This window comes from Demequina maris (genome assembly GCF_000971155.1).
GTDB classification, from domain to species: Bacteria; Actinomycetota; Actinomycetes; order Actinomycetales; family Demequinaceae; genus Demequina; species Demequina maris.
In genome coordinates this window covers 43382-59811 of the sequence record NZ_BBLX01000015.1, presented here as the reverse complement: position 1 = coordinate 59811, position 16430 = coordinate 43382, and the positions used below count along the sequence as shown (strand labels likewise).

The 16430-nt window shown below is 72.6% G+C and carries 13 protein-coding genes; 9 read left to right on the top strand and 4 right to left on the bottom strand.

What is annotated here, in order from left to right:
* The first annotated feature begins 251 nt into the window (after positions 1 to 251).
* The 8 genes from AOM02_RS13505 to AOM02_RS13470 all read left to right on the top strand — a co-directional run bounded on the left by AOM02_RS13505 (position 252) and on the right by AOM02_RS13470 (position 10146).
* A complete protein-coding gene (locus AOM02_RS13505) occupies positions 252 to 1271 on the top strand; it encodes a LacI family DNA-binding transcriptional regulator (protein ID WP_062300163.1) in 1020 nt (339 codons plus the stop codon).
* Positions 1272 to 1392: 121 nt separating this feature from the next.
* Complete coding sequence (locus AOM02_RS13500) at positions 1393 to 2718, top strand: ABC transporter substrate-binding protein (RefSeq protein WP_062300161.1); 1326 nt, start codon at positions 1393 to 1395, stop codon at positions 2716 to 2718.
* A gap of 66 nt (positions 2719 to 2784) precedes the next feature.
* On the top strand, positions 2785 to 3750 hold the full coding sequence (locus tag AOM02_RS13495; protein WP_062300158.1) for a carbohydrate ABC transporter permease: 966 nt from the start codon (positions 2785 to 2787) through the stop codon (positions 3748 to 3750).
* A 1-nt stretch (position 3751) separates the two neighbouring features.
* On the top strand, positions 3752 to 4645 hold the full coding sequence (locus tag AOM02_RS13490; protein ID WP_062300156.1) for a carbohydrate ABC transporter permease: 894 nt from the start codon (positions 3752 to 3754) through the stop codon (positions 4643 to 4645).
* The gene (yicI, locus tag AOM02_RS13485; protein ID WP_062300155.1) at positions 4642 to 6912 is read left to right on the top strand and encodes an alpha-xylosidase; all 2271 of its coding nucleotides are present in this window, start codon (positions 4642 to 4644) and stop codon (positions 6910 to 6912) included. The genes AOM02_RS13490 and yicI overlap by 4 nt, the downstream gene beginning before the upstream one ends.
* A gap of 198 nt (positions 6913 to 7110) precedes the next feature.
* Positions 7111 to 8328, top strand: a complete 1218-nt coding sequence (metZ, locus tag AOM02_RS13480; protein ID WP_062300153.1) for an O-succinylhomoserine sulfhydrylase — start codon at positions 7111 to 7113, stop codon at positions 8326 to 8328.
* 67 nt (positions 8329 to 8395) lie between these two features.
* Positions 8396 to 9004, top strand: a complete 609-nt coding sequence (locus tag AOM02_RS13475; protein WP_062300150.1) for a hypothetical protein — start codon at positions 8396 to 8398, stop codon at positions 9002 to 9004.
* Positions 9001 to 10146 (top strand): PrsW family intramembrane metalloprotease, encoded by a 1146-nt coding sequence (locus tag AOM02_RS13470; RefSeq protein WP_062300148.1) that lies wholly within the window; start codon positions 9001 to 9003, stop codon positions 10144 to 10146. The genes AOM02_RS13475 and AOM02_RS13470 overlap by 4 nt, the downstream gene beginning before the upstream one ends.
* Before the next feature lie 9 nt (positions 10147 to 10155).
* Here the strand turns inward: AOM02_RS13470 and AOM02_RS13465 are convergent, their stop codons facing one another.
* Together AOM02_RS13465 and AOM02_RS13460 are read right to left on the bottom strand one after the other, a co-directional pair.
* Entirely contained in the window at positions 10156 to 12483 is a 2328-nt protein-coding gene (locus AOM02_RS13465) for a heavy metal translocating P-type ATPase (protein WP_062300146.1), read from the bottom strand.
* 9 nt (positions 12484 to 12492) lie between these two features.
* Entirely contained in the window at positions 12493 to 12912 is a 420-nt protein-coding gene (locus AOM02_RS13460) for a heavy metal-responsive transcriptional regulator (protein WP_062300144.1), read from the bottom strand.
* A gap of 87 nt (positions 12913 to 12999) precedes the next feature.
* Here AOM02_RS13460 and AOM02_RS13455 point away from each other — a divergent pair, with 87 nt between their 5' ends.
* A complete protein-coding gene (locus tag AOM02_RS13455) occupies positions 13000 to 13701 on the top strand; it encodes an aspartate/glutamate racemase family protein (RefSeq protein WP_062300142.1) in 702 nt (233 codons plus the stop codon).
* A gap of 45 nt (positions 13702 to 13746) precedes the next feature.
* Here AOM02_RS13455 and AOM02_RS13450 read toward each other — a convergent pair whose 3' ends face one another.
* A complete protein-coding gene (locus tag AOM02_RS13450; protein ID WP_062300140.1) occupies positions 13747 to 15417 on the bottom strand; it encodes an amidohydrolase in 1671 nt (556 codons plus the stop codon).
* A 4-nt stretch (positions 15418 to 15421) separates the two neighbouring features.
* Positions 15422 to 16405, bottom strand: a complete 984-nt coding sequence (locus tag AOM02_RS13445) for a GNAT family N-acetyltransferase (RefSeq protein WP_062300138.1) — start codon at positions 16403 to 16405, stop codon at positions 15422 to 15424.
* Positions 16406 to 16430: the final 25 nt, after the last annotated feature.

Genomic DNA, 16430 nt, shown 5'->3' with positions numbered 1-16430 from the left:
CCAGTTGCGTGTACCCAGGTGTCAGCGGGGCGCAGATCGGGCGGGGCGCAGGCCGGCGCGCACCCGCAACCCCTCGAAGTGTCACGATTCGGTAACCCGGCTTGCTTTGTTGCGGCGAGCAACATAACGTCGTGGCATCGCGGCGCGTCGAAGCGCTTCGATCGTGAGGTCCAGGCCTCGCGAGACAGCGGGGAGCACCCCGCAACCCGTGCCGGGAGGGAGCCCCGGCCGCTCGAGACGATGGGGTCGAGATGGCGACGATCGCTGACGTGGCGCAGGCCGCGGGGGTGTCGATCAGCACCGTCTCGTACGCGCTGTCCGGCAAGCGCTCGATCACCGCCGAGACCCGCGACCGCGTCCTCGCCGCCGCCGACCAGCTCGGCTACCTCCCCCACGCGAGCGCCCGCATGCTCGCCGCGCACCGCTCGCACATCATCGCGGTGAGCGAGCCCGTGCACCCCGACACCGACGACGCCGCGCACATGGCCTTCGCCATGCAGACCACGCGCGTCGCCCGCGAGCACAACTACGACACCCTCCTGCTGGTCCACGACGACGCGTTCGAGGGCATGCGCCGCTCGGCCGCGACGCAGCTCGCCGACGGGATCGTCGTCCTGGACGTCGACGTGGACGATGCGCGGGTCCCGCTGGCGCGCAAGCTCGCGTGCCCCACGGTGTTCGTGGGCGTGCCCGCCGACACCGCGGGCCTCGTGTGCGTCGACCTCGACTTCGAGGCGGCCGCGCGCCAGGCGGTCGACCGCCTCGTCGACGCGGGACACACGCAGATCGGCCTGATCTCGCACCGCCAGGAGACGCTGACCCGCGGCTCCAACTTCCCGATCCGCTTCCTCCGCGCCTTCCTCGCGCAGTGCGAGGCGCGCGGCGTGCGCCACGCCGTCACGCACCCCAACGGCCACACCGCCGACGGCAGCGTGCGCCGACTCCTCGAGCAGCTGCCCGGCCTGGACGGGATCGTGCTCAACACCACCGCCGACGTGGCCTCGTCGCTGTCCGCGATCCTCGCGACCCGCGGCCTCGAGGTCCCCCGCGACGTCTCGGTCATCGCCGCCGGCGTCAGCTTCACGACGGCACGCTTCGCCGTGCCGTTCGACACCATGCCGCTCGATGCCCACGCATCGTGCGCCGCCGCCGTGGACCTCCTGGTCCAGGCGATCGACGGAGCGGAGCACACGCCCCGCATCGTCCTCCTCCCGCCCACGTACATCGACCGCGGCTCGGTGATCGCGCGAGCGACGCCGGGCTCCCCCTGAGGGGCGAGCCGACCTCCCCGGACCACCCCTCGCGCACGCGCATCGTCGAAGCGCTTCGAAAGATCGCCGACACGACGCACCAACGGCCTCCGGGCCACGACAAGGAAGCAGGAAACGGACAATGAAGTACCGCATCACAGCAGCGACCGCCGTGCTCGCGGCCGGCGCCCTGAGCCTGAGCGCATGCTCGTCCTCCGACGACGGCGGCACCGGCGGCTCGTCCGCCGGTGCGGGCGACGGCGACTACACCGGCGAGACCCTCACGGTCATGCACTACGAGGGCGACGAGTCCGCGATGGGCATCGCCTGGAACAAGGCCATCGAGATCTTCGAGGAGGAGACCGGCGCGACCGTCGACCTCCAGACCACCGCGTTCGAGGACCTCAACGCCTCCGCGCAGCAGCTCTTCGACTCCTCCGACGCGCCCGACGTGTCCGAGTACAACAAGGGCAACGGCACCGCGGGCCAGCTCGCGGCGACCGGCGTGATCCTGCCGCTCGACGACGCGTACGAGACCTACGGCTGGGCTGACAAGCTCAGCGCGGGCATCGACACCATCGCCAAGTACGACGAGGACGGCGTCATGGGCTCGGGCAGCTGGTACGGCGTCCCGAACTACGGCGAGTTCGTGTTCCTCTACTACAACCAGGACATGTTCGACGAGTACGGCATCGACGTCCCGACCGACGAGGCGAGCCTCGAGGCCGCGATGGAGGCCTTCGAGGCGGAAGGCGTCACGCCGCTCACCACCTCGGCGCAGGAGTACCCGATGGGCCAGCTCTGGTACCAGCTCGCGCTGTCGCAGGCCGACCGCTCGTGGGTCGACGCGTACCAGCTGTACACCGAGGCGGTCGACTGGACCGGCCCCGAGGTCTCCTACGCCTCGAGCACCCTCGCGGACTGGGTCGACGCCGGCTACATCAGCGGCGACGCCTCGGGCATGACCGCCGAGGATGCCGGCCTGCAGTTCATCAACGGCGAGGCGCCGATGTTCTACTCGGGCTCGTGGTGGTACGGCCGCATGCTCTCCGACATCACCGACTTCGAGATGGGCATCACGAACTGGCCCGGCACCACGCTGACCCCCGGTTCGGGCGGCAACATCTGGGTGGTCCCCGTCGAGTCCAAGCAGCCCGAGCTCGCGGAGATCTTCATCGACGTCACCATGCGTCCCGAGGTCCAGGCGCTGCTCGGCGAGTCCGGCGGCCTCCCGGTCGCGGCGGACACCGCCGACATCACCGATGCCGACGCGCAGGCGCTCATCGAGCTCTTCAACGAGGTCAACGACCGTGACGGCCTGTCCTTCTACCCCGACTGGCCGACGCCGACCTTCTACGGCGACCTCAACTCCGTGATGCAGAGCATCGTCAACGGCGACGTCTCCGCCGACGAGGCCAACGCCCAGCTCATGGACTACTACGAGAGCTACGTGGCGGATCTCCGCTAGTCACCACCCTCGGCAAGGTGGGGTCCGGGCCCTCGCGGCCCGGACCCCACCGGAGACGGATCCCTCATGACCTCGACCCCCCAGCGCATGCGCACCCGACCTTCAGACGAGGCCGCCCGCATCCCGCAGCGCGGCGGCAGCAAGCTCGGCTACTGGCTGTACCTCATCCCCGGCGCCCTGCTCGTCGGCCTCGTGATCTTCTACCCGATCGTGCGCAACGTGCGCCTGAGTTTCTTCCACTGGCGCGGCGGCCGCGCCGAGGAGTCGTTCGCGGGACTCGAGAACTGGATCGCGCTGTTCGGCGACCAGGAGTTCCTCCAGTCGTTCAAGAACATCATCCTGGTGATCATCGCCATGGTGATCGTGCCGACCCTGCTCGGCCTCATCATCGCCGCGCTGCTGTTCGACGTGGTCGGCCGCCGCTTCGGCGCCCGCCTCTCCAGCTTCCTGCGCGCGACCTACTACCTGCCGCAGATCCTCCCGATCGCCGTCGCCGGCGTGATGTTCAGCTGGATCCTCAAGCCCAACTCCGACGGCGTCCTCAACCAGTTCCTCACCGCCCTCACCGGCAGCGAGGTCGAGATCAACTGGCTCGGCGGCCAGTACTCGACCGCGATGGCCTCGGTCATGGTGCTGATGATCTGGATCCAGATCGGCTACCCGGTCGTGATCTTCATGGCCGCCCTCCAGCGCGTCGACCCGCAGCTGTACGAGGCCGCCGAGCTCGACGGCGCCAACTGGTTCCAGCGCTTCCGCGCGATCACGCTGCCGATGATCCAGCCCGAGGTCTTCGTCGTGGCCCTCACGACCACGATCGCGGCGCTCAAGGTCTTCGCCCCGGTGTTCATCCTCACCGGCGGCGGGCCCTCGAAGTCCACGTACGTGCCCTCGTTCTACGCGTACCAGGAGTTCATCCGCGGCACCGACAAGGGCTACGCCGCGACCATCGCCTCCGCCATCACGATCCTCGTCGTCGTGGTCGCCATCATCTTCATCCGCGTGCAGAACCGCGCCGAGCGAAAGGACGCCTGACATGACCGCCGTCGCCCAGGCCCCCGCCCCCGCGCCGCAGTCCCCCGGCAAGGACCGCCGCAACAAGGCCCGCCCGCGCACCCCCGCCGAGTGGGTGATGCTGATCCTCGCCGTGCTCGGCGCCATCGCCATCGTGTTCCCGATGCTCCTGCTGCTGCTCAACGCGTTCAAGTCCCCGCAGGACTACGCGAACTCGGGCCCGCTCGAGCTGCCGCAGGCGCTCAGCTTCGAGGGCATCAAGACGTTCTGGGAGACCCAGAACTTCCCGCGAGCGCTGTGGAACTCGATCTTCATCTCGACGATGGTCGCGATCATCGCGGTGATCGTGTCCGTGCTGAACTCGTTCGCGATCGGCATCGGCCGCGTCCGCGGGCGCACGTGGATCGTGCTCATCTTCCTCATGGCCAACCTGGTCCCGCAGGAGATGCTGTTCGACCCGCTGTTCAAGCTGTACGACGACCTGGGCCTGCTGTCGAACCCGTGGTCCGTGATCCTCACGTTCGTGGTGATCCAGTCCGCGTTCGGCACGTACCTGCTGTCGTCGCTGCTCGGGACGTTCCCCAAGGAGATCCTCGAGGCGGCCTCGGTGGATGGCGCGTCGCGGTGGCGCGTGCTGCGCTCGGTGATCGTGCCCATCGTCCGCCCGACGCTGTCGGTGCTCATGGTGTTCTTCTTCATCTGGACGTGGAACGAGTTCCTGCTGCCGCTGGCCTTCCTCAACACGTCCGACTCGCTCACGGTGCCGCTGCTGCTCGAGCAGCTCAACGGCGAGCGTCAGACGGACACCACCACCCTGATCGCGGGCACGCTCATCAGCATCATCCCGACGATCATCTTCTTCCTCATCTTCCAGCGCACCCTCACGCGCGGCATCACGGCAGGAGCAGTGAAGTGAAGTTCACCGACGGTTTCTGGCAGCGCCGGCCCGGCGTCGACGCCCTCTACGCGGAGGAGGCCTACGACGTCTGGGCGGAGGGCGACACCCTCACGGTGCACGCGCCCACGCGGGTCATCCGGTCGCGCGGCGACGTCCTCAACCGGGCGATGCTCACCGTCACCCTCACGTCCCCGCTCGAGGGCGTCATCAAGGTGCGGATCGACCACCACCAGGGCGCGCATCGTTCCCCCGGCTTCCGCATGCCGGGCGCCGTCGAGGGCGCGGGCACCGCGCAGGTCGACGATGCGGGGGGCACCCTCACGTCGGGCCGCCTCACCGCGCGCATCGCCAAGGGCGCGCCGTGGCGCCTCGACTTCGAGGTGGACGGCGAGCGCATCACCGGCTCGGGCCACCACTCGGTCGGCTACATGACGCTCGCGGACCACGCGTCGGTCTCCGCGGAGCCCACCGGCGCGACCGGTTACAGCGCGACCGGCCTCGCCCCGCATCGTGCCTACGTGCACGAGCAGCTCGACCTCGACGTCGGCGAGACCGTCTACGGCCTAGGCGAGCGCTTCGGCCCGTTCGTCAAGAACGGCCAGAGCGTCGACATCTGGAACGCCGACGGCGGCACCAGCTCCGAGCAGGCGTACAAGTCGGTGCCGTTCTACCTGTCCTCCAAGGGCTACGGCGTGCTGGTCAACCACCCCGAGCACGTGAGCTTCGAGGTGGGCTCCGAGGCGGTCGAGCGGGTCCAGTTCTCGACCGCGGGCGAGTCCCTCGAGTACCTGGTGTTCGCCGGCCCCACGCCCGCCGAGGCGGTGTCGCGGTACACGCAGCTCCTGGGCCGCCCGCCGCGCGTGCCGGACTGGTCGTTCGGCCTGTGGCTGTCAACGTCGTTCACCACGGACTACGACGAGGAGACCGTGACCTCGTTCGTGGACGGCATGCGCGAGCGCGACATCCCGCTGTCGGTGTTCCACTACGACTGCTTCTGGATGCGCGAGTTCAACTGGACCGACGGCGTGTGGGACGAGCGCGTGTTCCCCGACCCCGACGGCATGCTCCGCCGCATGCACGAGGACAAGGACCTCCACGTGTCCGCGTGGATCAACCCCTACATCGCGCAGCGCGGCCGCATGTTCCGCGAGGGGATGGAGAACGGCTACCTGGTCAAGCGCGCCGACGGCACCGTCTGGCAGTGGGACCAGTGGCAGGCCGGCATGGGGCTGGTGGACTTCACCAACCCCGAGGCGCGGGCCTGGTTCCAGGACTTCATCCGCACCCTGGTCCGCCAGGGCGTCGACGCGATCAAGACGGACTTCGGCGAGCGGATCCCCACCGACGTGGTGTGGCACGACGGCTCGCGCCCCGAAACCATGCACAACCTCTACACGCAGCTCTACAACGAGGCCGTGTGGGAGGCGCTGGTCGAGGAGAAGGGCGAGGGCGAGGCCGTGCTGTTCGCGCGGTCCGCGACCGCGGGCGGCCAGACGATGCCGGTCCACTGGGGCGGCGACAACACCTCGTCGTACGTCTCGATGGCGGAGACGCTGCGCGGCGGCCTGTCGCTCATGAGCTCGGGCTTCGGCTACTGGAGCCACGACATCGGCGGCTTCGAGGGCACCCCCGACGCGGGCGTCTTCAAGCGCTGGCTCGCGTTCGGCCTCATGTCCACGCACTCGCGCCTGCACGGCAGCGGCTCGTACCGCGTGCCGTGGGCCTTCGACGACGAGGCGGTGGACGTCGCGCGGCTGTTCACCAAGCTCAAGCTGTCGCTGATGCCGTACCTGTACGCCGCATCGGTCCAGACCACGCGGACCGGCCTGCCGATGATGCGCCCGATGTTCCTCGCCTTCCCCGGCGACCCCGCCACGCAGCACCTCGACCGGCAGTACCTGCTGGGCGACTCGCTGCTGGTGGCGCCGGTGATGTCGGCGTCGGGCGAGGTGACGTTCTACCTGCCCGAGGGCACGTGGACGTCGCTGCTCGACGGCTCTCGTGTGGAGGGCGGCCGCTGGGTGCGCGAGACGCACGGCTTCGACTCGATGCCGCTGTACGTGCGCCCCGGCACCGTGCTCGCGCGCGGCACCCGCGACGACCGTCCCGACTACGACTACCTCGACGAGGTCGAGCTGGTGGTCTACCCCGGCGGCTCCGACGAGAGGACCGTCGAGCTCCACGCGTCCGATGGCTCGAGCGACACCGTCACCGTCGTGTCCCGCGACGGCTCGCTCACGGCCACCGGCGCCTCCGGTCGCGCGTACGCGGTCCGCGAGGCCTGAGGACGATGCGGCGGCCGGGCCCCACTCCTTCCTGGCCGCCGCATCGTCCTCCCCGTCGCATCCCCGCCGCGCTGCGGGGAAGTGAGCGACGGTTCTGAGAGGTTCTGGACTCCTGCGGGGAGCTGAGCGACGCGCGCGCTGAAAGAGGGGTGCCATCGAGGGCTGGGGCGGCCCGCGACGCGCCGGTAGCCTGAGCCCATGACCTCGGAAGACGCCCCGCAGCTCCGTCCCGACACCCTCGCCGTGCGCGCCGGCCACGTCCGCACGCCGTTCGACGAGATGTCCGAGGCGATCTTCATGACGCAGGGCTACGTCTACCCCACCGCGCGCGAGGCGGAGGCGGCCTTCGCGGGCGAGATCGAGCGCTACCAGTACTCGCGGTACGCGAACCCGACGGTCACGATGTTCGAGACCCGCCTCGCCGCGATCGAGGGCGCCGAGGACTGCTTCGCTACCGCGACCGGCATGGCGGCCGTGTTCGTCGCGCTCGCGTCGATCCTGCGCCAGGGCGACCGGCTGGTCGCGTCGCGCGCGCTGTTCGGCACCTCGATCGCGACGTTCGACGAGTACTTCGCCGGCTGGGGCATCCGCATCGACTACGTCGACGGCCACGTCAACGAGGACTGGGAGCGCGCGCTGGCCGAGCCCGCGACCGCGGTCTTCTGCGAGTCCCCCACCAACCCCATGCAGGACGTCGTGGACCTGCCGTTCGTGGCGGGCCTCGCGAGGAAGGCGGGCGCGCTGTTCATCGTCGACAACGTCTTCGCGACGCCGCTCGGGCAGAAGCCGCTGCAGCTGGGGGCGGACGCGGTCGTGTACTCCGCGACCAAGCACATCGACGGCCAGGGCCGCGTGCTCGGCGGCGCGGTGCTCGGCACCAAGGAGTACGTCGACAAGGTCCGCCAGATGGTCCGCACCATGGGTGCCACGATGTCGCCGTTCACCGCGTGGGTGCTCGGCAAGTCCCTCGAGACGCTCGCGGTCCGCGTCAAGGCACAGGCCGCCTCGGCCCTCGACCTCGCGCAGTGGCTCGAGGCGCACCCCAAGGTCGCGATCGCGCGCTACCCGCTGCTGCCCTCGCACCCCCAGCACGAGCGCGCGAAGAACCAGATGACGCTCGGCGGCACGCTCGTCACCATCGACATCGCGCTGCCCGAGGGCGTCGACCCGCACGGCCCCGAGGCCAAGGCCGCCACCTTCCGCTTCCTCGACGCGCTCCAGGTCATCGACATCTCGAACAACCTCGGCGACGCCAAGTCGATCGCGACGCACCCCGCCACCACGACGCATCGCAAGCTCGGCGCGGAGAAGCGCGCCGCCGTGGGCATGTGCGAGGCGACGGTGCGCCTCAGCATCGGACTCGAGGACGTCGAGGACCTGCGCGAGGACCTCGCGCGGGCGCTCGACGCCATCTGACGCGCGCCCGACGTGGGAGGCCACGGCACCCGGAGAGGGCACGGCCCCGCGTGCTAGCGTCGCGAGCATGAGCAGCGGCGCCTCTTCCGCCGCTGATGCGGCCTCCCAGGGCCAGGCCCAGCCGCTCTCCGTGCGGCTCATCGGGCGCGGCTCGCTCGCGGGCGCCGTCGTCATCGTCGCCGTCGCGCTGATCTACGCGGTGGTGCTGCCCGCGGTCGCCGACGTCCTGTCCGCGCCGCCCCCGCCGCAGGTCATCGACATCGGCGCCGGCGCGACCGTCACCACCTCGGAGGACTGGTCGGTGTCGGTGTCGCACCCGGGCGTCACCACCCTGACCCAGGACGGCGCCACGCTCGCGATCACCACCCCCCACGCCTCGGACCTGCACCCGGCGCAGTCGATCGCGACGGTCACCGAGCAGTGGGTCGCGCGGGCGCAGGCCGACGGCCAGGGCATCGTCGCGCCGCAGCCGCGCGCCTTCACCACCACCGCGGGGGACGATGCGGCGACGGTCACCCTCCAGGAGCCGCTGCAGACCCGTCAGGCCTGGGCCGTGTCGGACGGGTCCCAGCAGGTGCTCATCCTGCTGACGGCGCCGCCGGCCGCGTGGGAGAGCACCAACGCGTCCGCGCAGTCGCTCGTGCGGTCGCTGCGCTTCGCGGAGGCGACGCCATGACGACCGCGCCGCGCACGCGCGGCACGTTGCCCCGGCCACGCACCGCGACCTTCATCGACACCCGCTCGTGGGTGTTCTGGACATCGATCGCGCTGGGCGTCGGCGCGTTCGCGCAGGTCGCGCCGCTCGTGCTCGAGTCGCTGCTCGCGAACCCCGCGTCGGGCGCGCTGTCCGCGGCCCTGTGGACCGCGTACGGCCTCGTCTTCGCGACGACGGTGTACCTCCTCGAGCTGTACGAGAGGCGGCAGCTGGTCAACGTCGTCGGGGCCCTGCTGTGGGGCTCGATCGTCGCGGTCGGGGTGTCGCGCATCGGCGGGCCGGCGATGCACTCGATCGTCGGCGACTGGCTCGGTGACGGCTCCTCGTGGGTCTCCGCGATCGCGGCGCCGCTGGTCGAGGAGCCGCTCAAGGCGCTCGGCATCGTCGCGCTCGCGCTGATCCCCGGCGCGCGCATCCGTACCGTCGCGGACGGCGCCTTCTACGGCGGCATGATCGGGCTGGGCTTCCAGGTGGTCGAGGGCTTCCTCTACACCGCCCGCACGGCCGCGCTGTCCGGCGACGCGATGGACACGGTGTGGCAGATGTTCGTGCTGCGCGGCGTCGTCGCGGGCCTGTGGAGCCACGCCGCGTTCTCCGCGATCGCGGGCGCCGGCATCGCGTACTTCTTCGTCTCGACCGGTCCCGCGTGGCGCCGCTGGACCCTCGCGCTCGGGTCGCTGGGCGCGGCGATGATCCTCCACGGCTTCCTCAACTCGCCCCTCATCCACGGCTCGCAGGTGACGGCGGCGCTCATCAAGGGCGTGCCGATCGTCATCGTGCTCGCGACCACCATCCACGTGGGCCGCCTGCGCGAGCGCGCGATCTTCGCGCGGATGGCACGGGTCACGGTGCCCGACCACCTGGTGAGCCCCGCGGACTTCGAGATCCTCTCGACCCGCGGACGCCGCCGCCACGCGCGCGCCGACATGCGCGAGCGGCACGGCGCGCAGGCCGCGCGCGACCTGCATCAGCTGCAGCGGGCGCAGCTCGCGCTGCTCGTCGCCGCGCACTCGGACGGCATGGTCTCCGCCCGTGCGGCCGAGGCCGCCGGCCGGGTCACCGCCGCGCGCTCGGCGCTCGCGTGGTCCGTCGTGGGGCGCTGAGCGCGGGAGTCACCGCCGCTGGAAGCCCCGCAGCCGCAGCGAGTTGCCCACGACGAACAGGCTCGAGGCGCCCATCGCGGCCGCCGCGAACATCGGGTCGAGCACGCCGACCGCCGCGAGCGGGATCATGCAGACGTTGTACGCGAACGCCCAGAAGAGGTTGCCGCGGATGGTCGCGTAGGTGCGGCGCGACAGCGCGATCGCGTCCGCCGCGGCGCGCGGGTCGCCGCCCACGATCGTGAGGTCGGAAGCCTCGCGCGCGACGTCCGCGCCGGTGCCGATCGCGATGCCCAGGTCCGCGGCCGCGAGCGCGGGGGCGTCGTTGACGCCGTCGCCGACCATCGCGACCCGCCGGCCGCCGTCCTGCAGCGACCGGATCACGTCCTCCTTGTCCGCCGGCAGCACTTCCGCGATCACCCGGTCGATGCCGAGCGACGCGCCCACGGCCTCGGCGGCCCGCCGGTTGTCACCGGTGAGCAGCGCCACGTCGACGTCGAGCGCGTGCAGCGCCTCGACGGCCTCCGGCGCGGTGTCCTTGATGCGATCGCGCACGGCGATCGCGGCCTCCGCCGCGAGCGCGGTGCGGGTGAGGGTGGACGATGCGCCGGGGGCCGAGCCGCCGAGCAGGCCCCCGCCGAGGGGCGCCTGGCGTCCCGCGAACACGACCGTCTCGCCGCGCTCCTCGCGCTCGACGGCCCACGCGGCGAGCGCGGGCGACAGCTCGTCGAAGAGCCGTCGCGACCCGACCGTCACGTCGGCGTGCGCGCCGTCGGCGCCGGCGCGCTGCACGGTCGCGGTGACGCCCTGGCCGGGCGTCGAGCGGAAGCCCTTGAGGGGGATCCGGCCCTCGCGGGAGGCTGCGATCGCGACGGCGACCGGGTGCTCCGACCGCGCCTCGACGGAGGCGACGGCGTCGAGCAGCGCGGCCGCCGCATCGTCCCCCAGCCCGGGCGCCGTGGAGGCGACGACCTCCATGCGCCCCTCGGTCACGGTGCCGGTCTTGTCGAGCACGACGGTCTGGAGCGAACGCGCGTCCTCGAGGGCCTGCGCGCCGCGCACGAGGATCCCGAGCTGGGCGCCGCGGCCGGTGCCGACCATGATCGCGAGCGGCGTCGCGAGCCCCATGGCGCACGGGCAGCTGATGATGAGCACCGCGACGGCGGCGGTGATCGCCGCGGCGACGTCGCCGGTGACGGCGAGCCAGGCGAGCAGGGTGACGGCGGCGATCCCGATCACCGCGGGCACGAACAGCGCGGAGACGCGGTCCGCGAGGCGCTGGAGCCTAGCCTTGCCGGCCTGCGCCTCGTCGACCATGCGGGAGATCTGCGCGAGCATCGTCTCCTCGCCCACGCGGGTCGCCTCGACCGTGAGGGCACCGTCCGCGGCGAGCGTGCCGCCGACCACCTCGGTGCCCGCGCGTGCGGCGACCGGCACGGGCTCGCCGGTGACGAGGCTCGCGTCCACGGCCGCCTCGCCCGCGACCACGATGCCGTCCGTCGCGATGGCCTCGCCCGGGCGGACGAGGAAGCGCATGCCCACGCCGAGGTCCTCGCGCGGGATCTCCGTGCCGTCCTCGAGGGTGACGGTCGCACTCTGGCGGGCGCCGAGCGCACGGATCGCGTCGCCGGCGCGCGCGGTGGAGCGCACCTCGAGCCACTTGCCCAGCAGGATCAGGGCGACGATCACGGCGCCGGTCTCGAAGTAGACGTGCGCGTGCGCGGGGCCGGCCACGAGCGTCCACATCGACCACAGCCACGCCACCGAGGTGCCGAGGCTCACGAGGGTGTCCATCGTCGTGGTGCGGTGGCGCGCGCCCTTCCATGCCGACACGTGGAACGGCCAGCCGGACCACCACACGACCGGCGTCGCGAGCGCCGCGGCCCACCACTCCCAGCCCGGGAACTGGAGCGCGGGCACCATCGACAGGAGCATCACGGGGATCGCGAGCGCGGCGGCGACCAGGAAGCGGCGCCGGTAGTCGGCGATGCGGCGCGCGTCGTTGGCGGCCTGCGCGGCGGCCTCGTCCTCGCGGGACAGGGGACGATGCGCGGCGTCGTCGGCCTCGCCGGCCGCCGCACCCGCGGGCCGGGTGAGCACCTGGTAGCCGAGGCCGGTGATCGCGGCGCGCATCGCGTCCTCGAGCTCGTCGCGGTCGAGCGTGCCGTCGGGCCGGACGGTCGCGCGCCGGGTGGCGATGTTGACGGCGGCGTCGCCGACGCCGGGCAGCACCGCGAGGCCGCGCTGGATGCCGGAGGCGCAGCCGGCGCAGGTCATGCCGCCGACGGCGAGGTCGATGGTCGGCTCGGCCGGGGTCTCGGGGGCGGTGTCGGTGCTCATGCGGGCAGGCTAGACCTTGCCGTGGGCGGGAAGGTCAACCGCGAGCACCTGGCAGCGGTTCGGGTCGGTGCAGTCGGCGGGGTCGAGCGACTCCGCGCGGCGGGCCAGCGCGGTCAGCTCGGCCTTCGCGGCGAGCAGGCTCGCGATCTGCGCGTCGATGTCGTGGAGATGCCGCTCCAGCGTCGCGCGGCTATGCGCGCACGTGCTCTCGCCGCGCTCCTTCATGTGGAGGATGCCGCCGGTCTCGGCGAGCGTCAGCCCCGAGGCCTGAGCGTCGCGGACGAAGCGCAGGCGCTCGAGCGCGTCCTCGTCGTACTCCCGGTAGCCGTTCGAGCGGCGGTCGGGCGCGGGCAGCAGACCGATGCTCTCGTAGTACCGGACGGTCTTGGCGGTGACGCCTCCGCGCGAGGCGAGCTCTCCGATCTTCATCGTTACAGCGTACTGGAGGGTTGCGCGGCCGCCTAGGGGCCAACGGCCCGCCCCGTGGCACCGGGGTGCGTCGCTAGGGTCGGGAGCATGCGCACCGCTCCCCGCCGCATCGGCCTGCTCGGCGGCATCACCTGGCACTCGACGCTCGCCTACGAGTCCCTGCTGCACGAGGGCGTGGCCGCGGCCCTGCCCGGGCGCACCGCGGACCTCGTGATCCGCCACTACGAGTTCGGCGGCGTGGCCGCGGCGCAGGAGGCGGGCGACTGGGACGGCCTCGCCGCGAAGTTCGGGCGCGACGCGCGATGGCTGGTCGACGGCGGCGCCGAGGCGATCCTCATCTGCGCCAACACGATGCACGTGATCGCGGACGAGGTGCAGGAGGCCGCCGGGGTGCCCGTGATCCACATCGTCGACGAGACCGCCGCGGCGATCCGGGCCGCCGGGCTCGACACGGTGGCGCTGCTCGGCACCGGCTTCACGATGCGCATGCCGTTCTACCGCGAGCGCCTCGCGTCGCGCGGGGTCGCGGCGATCGTCCCGGACGAGCCCCGGCTGACCGAGCTGCACGACCTCATCTACGGCCGGCTCGCACGAGGCATCGTGGACGACGCGGGCCGCGCCCTCGCGCGCGAGGCCACCGACGAGCTCGTGGCGAGAGGCGCGCAGGGCGTCATCGCGGGCTGCACCGAGATCCCCATGGTGATGACCGCGGACGACGTCGACGTGCCGTACTTCGACGCGCTCGCGCTGCACGCCGAGGCGGCCGTGAGGTTCGCGCTGGCGGACTGACCGGGTCGCGCCGGGTGCCCGCAGCCGGGTGCCCCAGGGCACCCGTCAGGCCGGCGCCGGCTCCGCGGCCTCACGGTGGACGATGCGGCCGCCGAGCACGGTCGCGACGGTGCGGGTGGTGGCGATGTCGCGCGGGGCGCCCGCGAACGGGTCCCGCGAGGCGACGCACAGGTCGGCCCGCGCGCCCTCCTCGAGCACGCCCGAGCCGTCGAGCCCGAGCAGGCGGTGCGAGCCCGCGGTGTACGCGCGCAGCGCGACGTCCAGGGACAGCGCCTCGTCGGGAAGGAGCGGGTCGCGGTCGGAGCCGGGGTACTGGCGGGTGACCGCGACGTGGATCGCCTGCCAGGGGTCATAGGTCGACACCGGCCAGTCCGAGCCCATCGCGAGCGCGGCACCGGCGCGCGCGAACGACGCGAAGGGGTACTGCCACGCGGCGCGGCGCTCGCCGAGCACCGGGATCGTGAGGTCGTTCATCTGCTCGTCGTGGCAGGCCCACAGCGCCTGCATGTTGACCGTCACGCCGAGCGCAGCGAAGCGGGGGACGTCGGCGGGGTCGACGACCTGCACGTGCGCGATGTGGTGGCGGCGCAGGCCGCGCAGCCCCTCCGGGAGCGCCGCGACGGCGTCGAGCGCGTCGGTGACCGCGCGGTCCCCGATCGCGTGGAAGTGCAGCGCGAAGCCCTCCGCGGCGACCGCGGCGGCCACCGCGGACAGCACGTCGCGGCCGAAGTACGCGATGCCGCGCCCGTCGCCGTCGTCAGCGCCGCAGTCGCAGCCGTCGACCAGGTACGGCTCGGCGAGGGCCGCGGTCCGGTTCTCCGCGACCCCGTCGACCATGATCTTCACGGTCGAGGTGTCGAAGCCGCGCGCCGCGTCCCGGTCGCGGCGACGGACGAGGTCCGCGACCAGCGCGGGCACGCCCTCGAGGGTGACGTCGCGCGGGATCCACAGCGCCCCCGACACGCGCGCCGTGAGCGCGCCCGTCTCGATGAGGTCGCCGTAGGTGGGCGAGGCGTCGACGTGGCCGCCGTAGTCGCCCACGATCGCCTCCTGCCAGGCCGTCACGCCCGCGCGCAGCAGCGCGTCGGCGCCGGCGGCGAGACCGGCGCGCAGCTCGTCGTCGGTGTGCGCGGGCAGCAGCGCCGAGACCAGGGACATCGCGCCCTCGTGCAGCGTGCCCGTCGGGTGGCCGTCCGCGTCCCGCTCGATGCGCCCGTCCTCGGGGTCGGGCGTGGAGGCGTCGATGCCGGCCGCCCGCAGCGCGGCGCTGTTGACCCATGCGCCATGGTGATCGGCGTTGACGAGGAAGGCGGGCACGTCGCCGGTGACCGCGTCGAGCGCCGCGGCGGTCGGGGTGCCGCCCGCGTAGTCGAACATGTGCCAGCCGCCGCCGACGATCCAGCCGCCGTCGTGCGTGGCGGCGTAGGCGGCCACCCGCGCGAGGCACGCCTCCTCCCCGTAGGCGGCGCTCACGTCGAGGCCGATCGCCTCGAGGCCGCCCATCGCGGTGTGGACGTGCGCGTCGGCGAAGCTCGGGTGGACCAGGCCGCCCGCGGCGTCGACGACGTCGGCGCCCGCCGCATCGTCCCGCGCGGCCAGCGCGTCGCCGTCGCCGAGCGCGCGGATCACGCCGTCCACGACCAGGACGGCGTCGCCGTCGAGGCACGCGCCGTCGGACCAGAGCACGCCGTCCCTGATGAGCAGGGCGTCCGTCATCGCGTCACCATCCCGCCGCGTCGAGGGCCTCGGCGGCGGACTCCGCCGGCATGCGTCCGCTGTTGTCCACCACCGCGTCCTCGATCCCGAGCGCCTCGAGCTCGTCGCCCTGCTCGGCGGTGCGCGGCACCGCCCAGTCCAGCCACCTGGCGGACGTCTCGCGCCGGCGCAGGCGCGCGACGCGCTCCTCCAGGGGCGCCGTCACCCGCACGACGGTCACGTCGGCCGGCCCGCCGGGACCCGCGAGCGCATGCGCGATCGCGACCCGGTCCGCGGCATCCTCGAGGATCCGCGGCATCACCAGGAGGCCGTAGCCGCGCCCCCGGTGGACGGGCGCGAGCGCGGCCAGCGCCTCCATGAGCAGCGCCTGGTTGACCATGTCCCCGGGCGGCGACGGGTACGCCTCGCACAGCGTGTCCGCGTCGATGAAGACGGTGCGCGCGCCGCGTAGCGCGAGCTCCGTGTGCGCGGCCTCGGCGACCGCGGTCTTCCCCGCCCCCATCGCCCCGGTGAGCACGAGGACCCGGACCGGCAGGTCGAGCGCGTAGCAGACGGAGTCCGGCTCGTCCTTGTACTCCCCGTACGAGGCGATCCGGTCGTAGCCGAGGCGCTCGTAGAGCGCCAGCGCCTCGGGCTGCGCGGTCCCGGTCTCGAGGACGATGCGGGTGGCGCCCGCGCGGCGGGCGATGGCCTCCGCGGCACCCATCATCACCTTCGAGTGGCCGTGCCCGCGGTGCCCGGGCCGCACGAACAGCCGCTTGAGCTCGAGCGAGCCCGCGCCGGTGGCGTACGGCGACCAGCGCAGCACGACGCTTGCGACGGGCTCGCCGTCCTCGGCGTAGCCCACGAGCGAGTCGACCATCGTGGGGAACGTCGTCTCGAGCACGAGGTCCGGGCTGTCGTAGCGGCGCGCGAGGTCCTCCTGCTGCTCGGCCCACAGCGCGTGCGCGTCGGGATGGTCGGGCGCGACACGGTGGACGGAGATCATGCGCTCAGGCTAGCGACGGACGCCC

What these genes read in the sequence shown, in the direction of transcription:
- AOM02_RS13505 (WP_062300163.1), top strand. Translation starts at nt 252, where the DNA reads ATGGCGACGATCGCTGACGTGGCGCAGGCCGCGGGGGTGTCGATCAGC.
- AOM02_RS13500 (WP_062300161.1), top strand. Translation starts at nt 1,393, where the DNA reads ATGAAGTACCGCATCACAGCAGCGACCGCCGTGCTCGCGGCCGGCGCC.
- AOM02_RS13495 (WP_062300158.1), top strand. Translation starts at nt 2,785, where the DNA reads ATGACCTCGACCCCCCAGCGCATGCGCACCCGACCTTCAGACGAGGCC.
- AOM02_RS13490 (WP_062300156.1), top strand. Translation starts at nt 3,752, where the DNA reads ATGACCGCCGTCGCCCAGGCCCCCGCCCCCGCGCCGCAGTCCCCCGGC.
- metZ (WP_062300153.1), top strand. Translation starts at nt 7,111, where the DNA reads ATGACCTCGGAAGACGCCCCGCAGCTCCGTCCCGACACCCTCGCCGTG.
- AOM02_RS13475 (WP_062300150.1), top strand. Translation starts at nt 8,396, where the DNA reads ATGAGCAGCGGCGCCTCTTCCGCCGCTGATGCGGCCTCCCAGGGCCAG.
- AOM02_RS13470 (WP_062300148.1), top strand. Translation starts at nt 9,001, where the DNA reads ATGACGACCGCGCCGCGCACGCGCGGCACGTTGCCCCGGCCACGCACC.
- AOM02_RS13465 (WP_062300146.1), bottom strand. Translation starts at nt 12,483, where the DNA reads ATGAGCACCGACACCGCCCCCGAGACCCCGGCCGAGCCGACCATCGAC.
- AOM02_RS13460 (WP_062300144.1), bottom strand. Translation starts at nt 12,912, where the DNA reads ATGAAGATCGGAGAGCTCGCCTCGCGCGGAGGCGTCACCGCCAAGACC.
- AOM02_RS13455 (WP_062300142.1), top strand. Translation starts at nt 13,000, where the DNA reads ATGCGCACCGCTCCCCGCCGCATCGGCCTGCTCGGCGGCATCACCTGG.
- AOM02_RS13450 (WP_062300140.1), bottom strand. Translation starts at nt 15,417, where the DNA reads ATGACGGACGCCCTGCTCATCAGGGACGGCGTGCTCTGGTCCGACGGC.
- AOM02_RS13445 (WP_062300138.1), bottom strand. Translation starts at nt 16,405, where the DNA reads ATGATCTCCGTCCACCGTGTCGCGCCCGACCATCCCGACGCGCACGCG.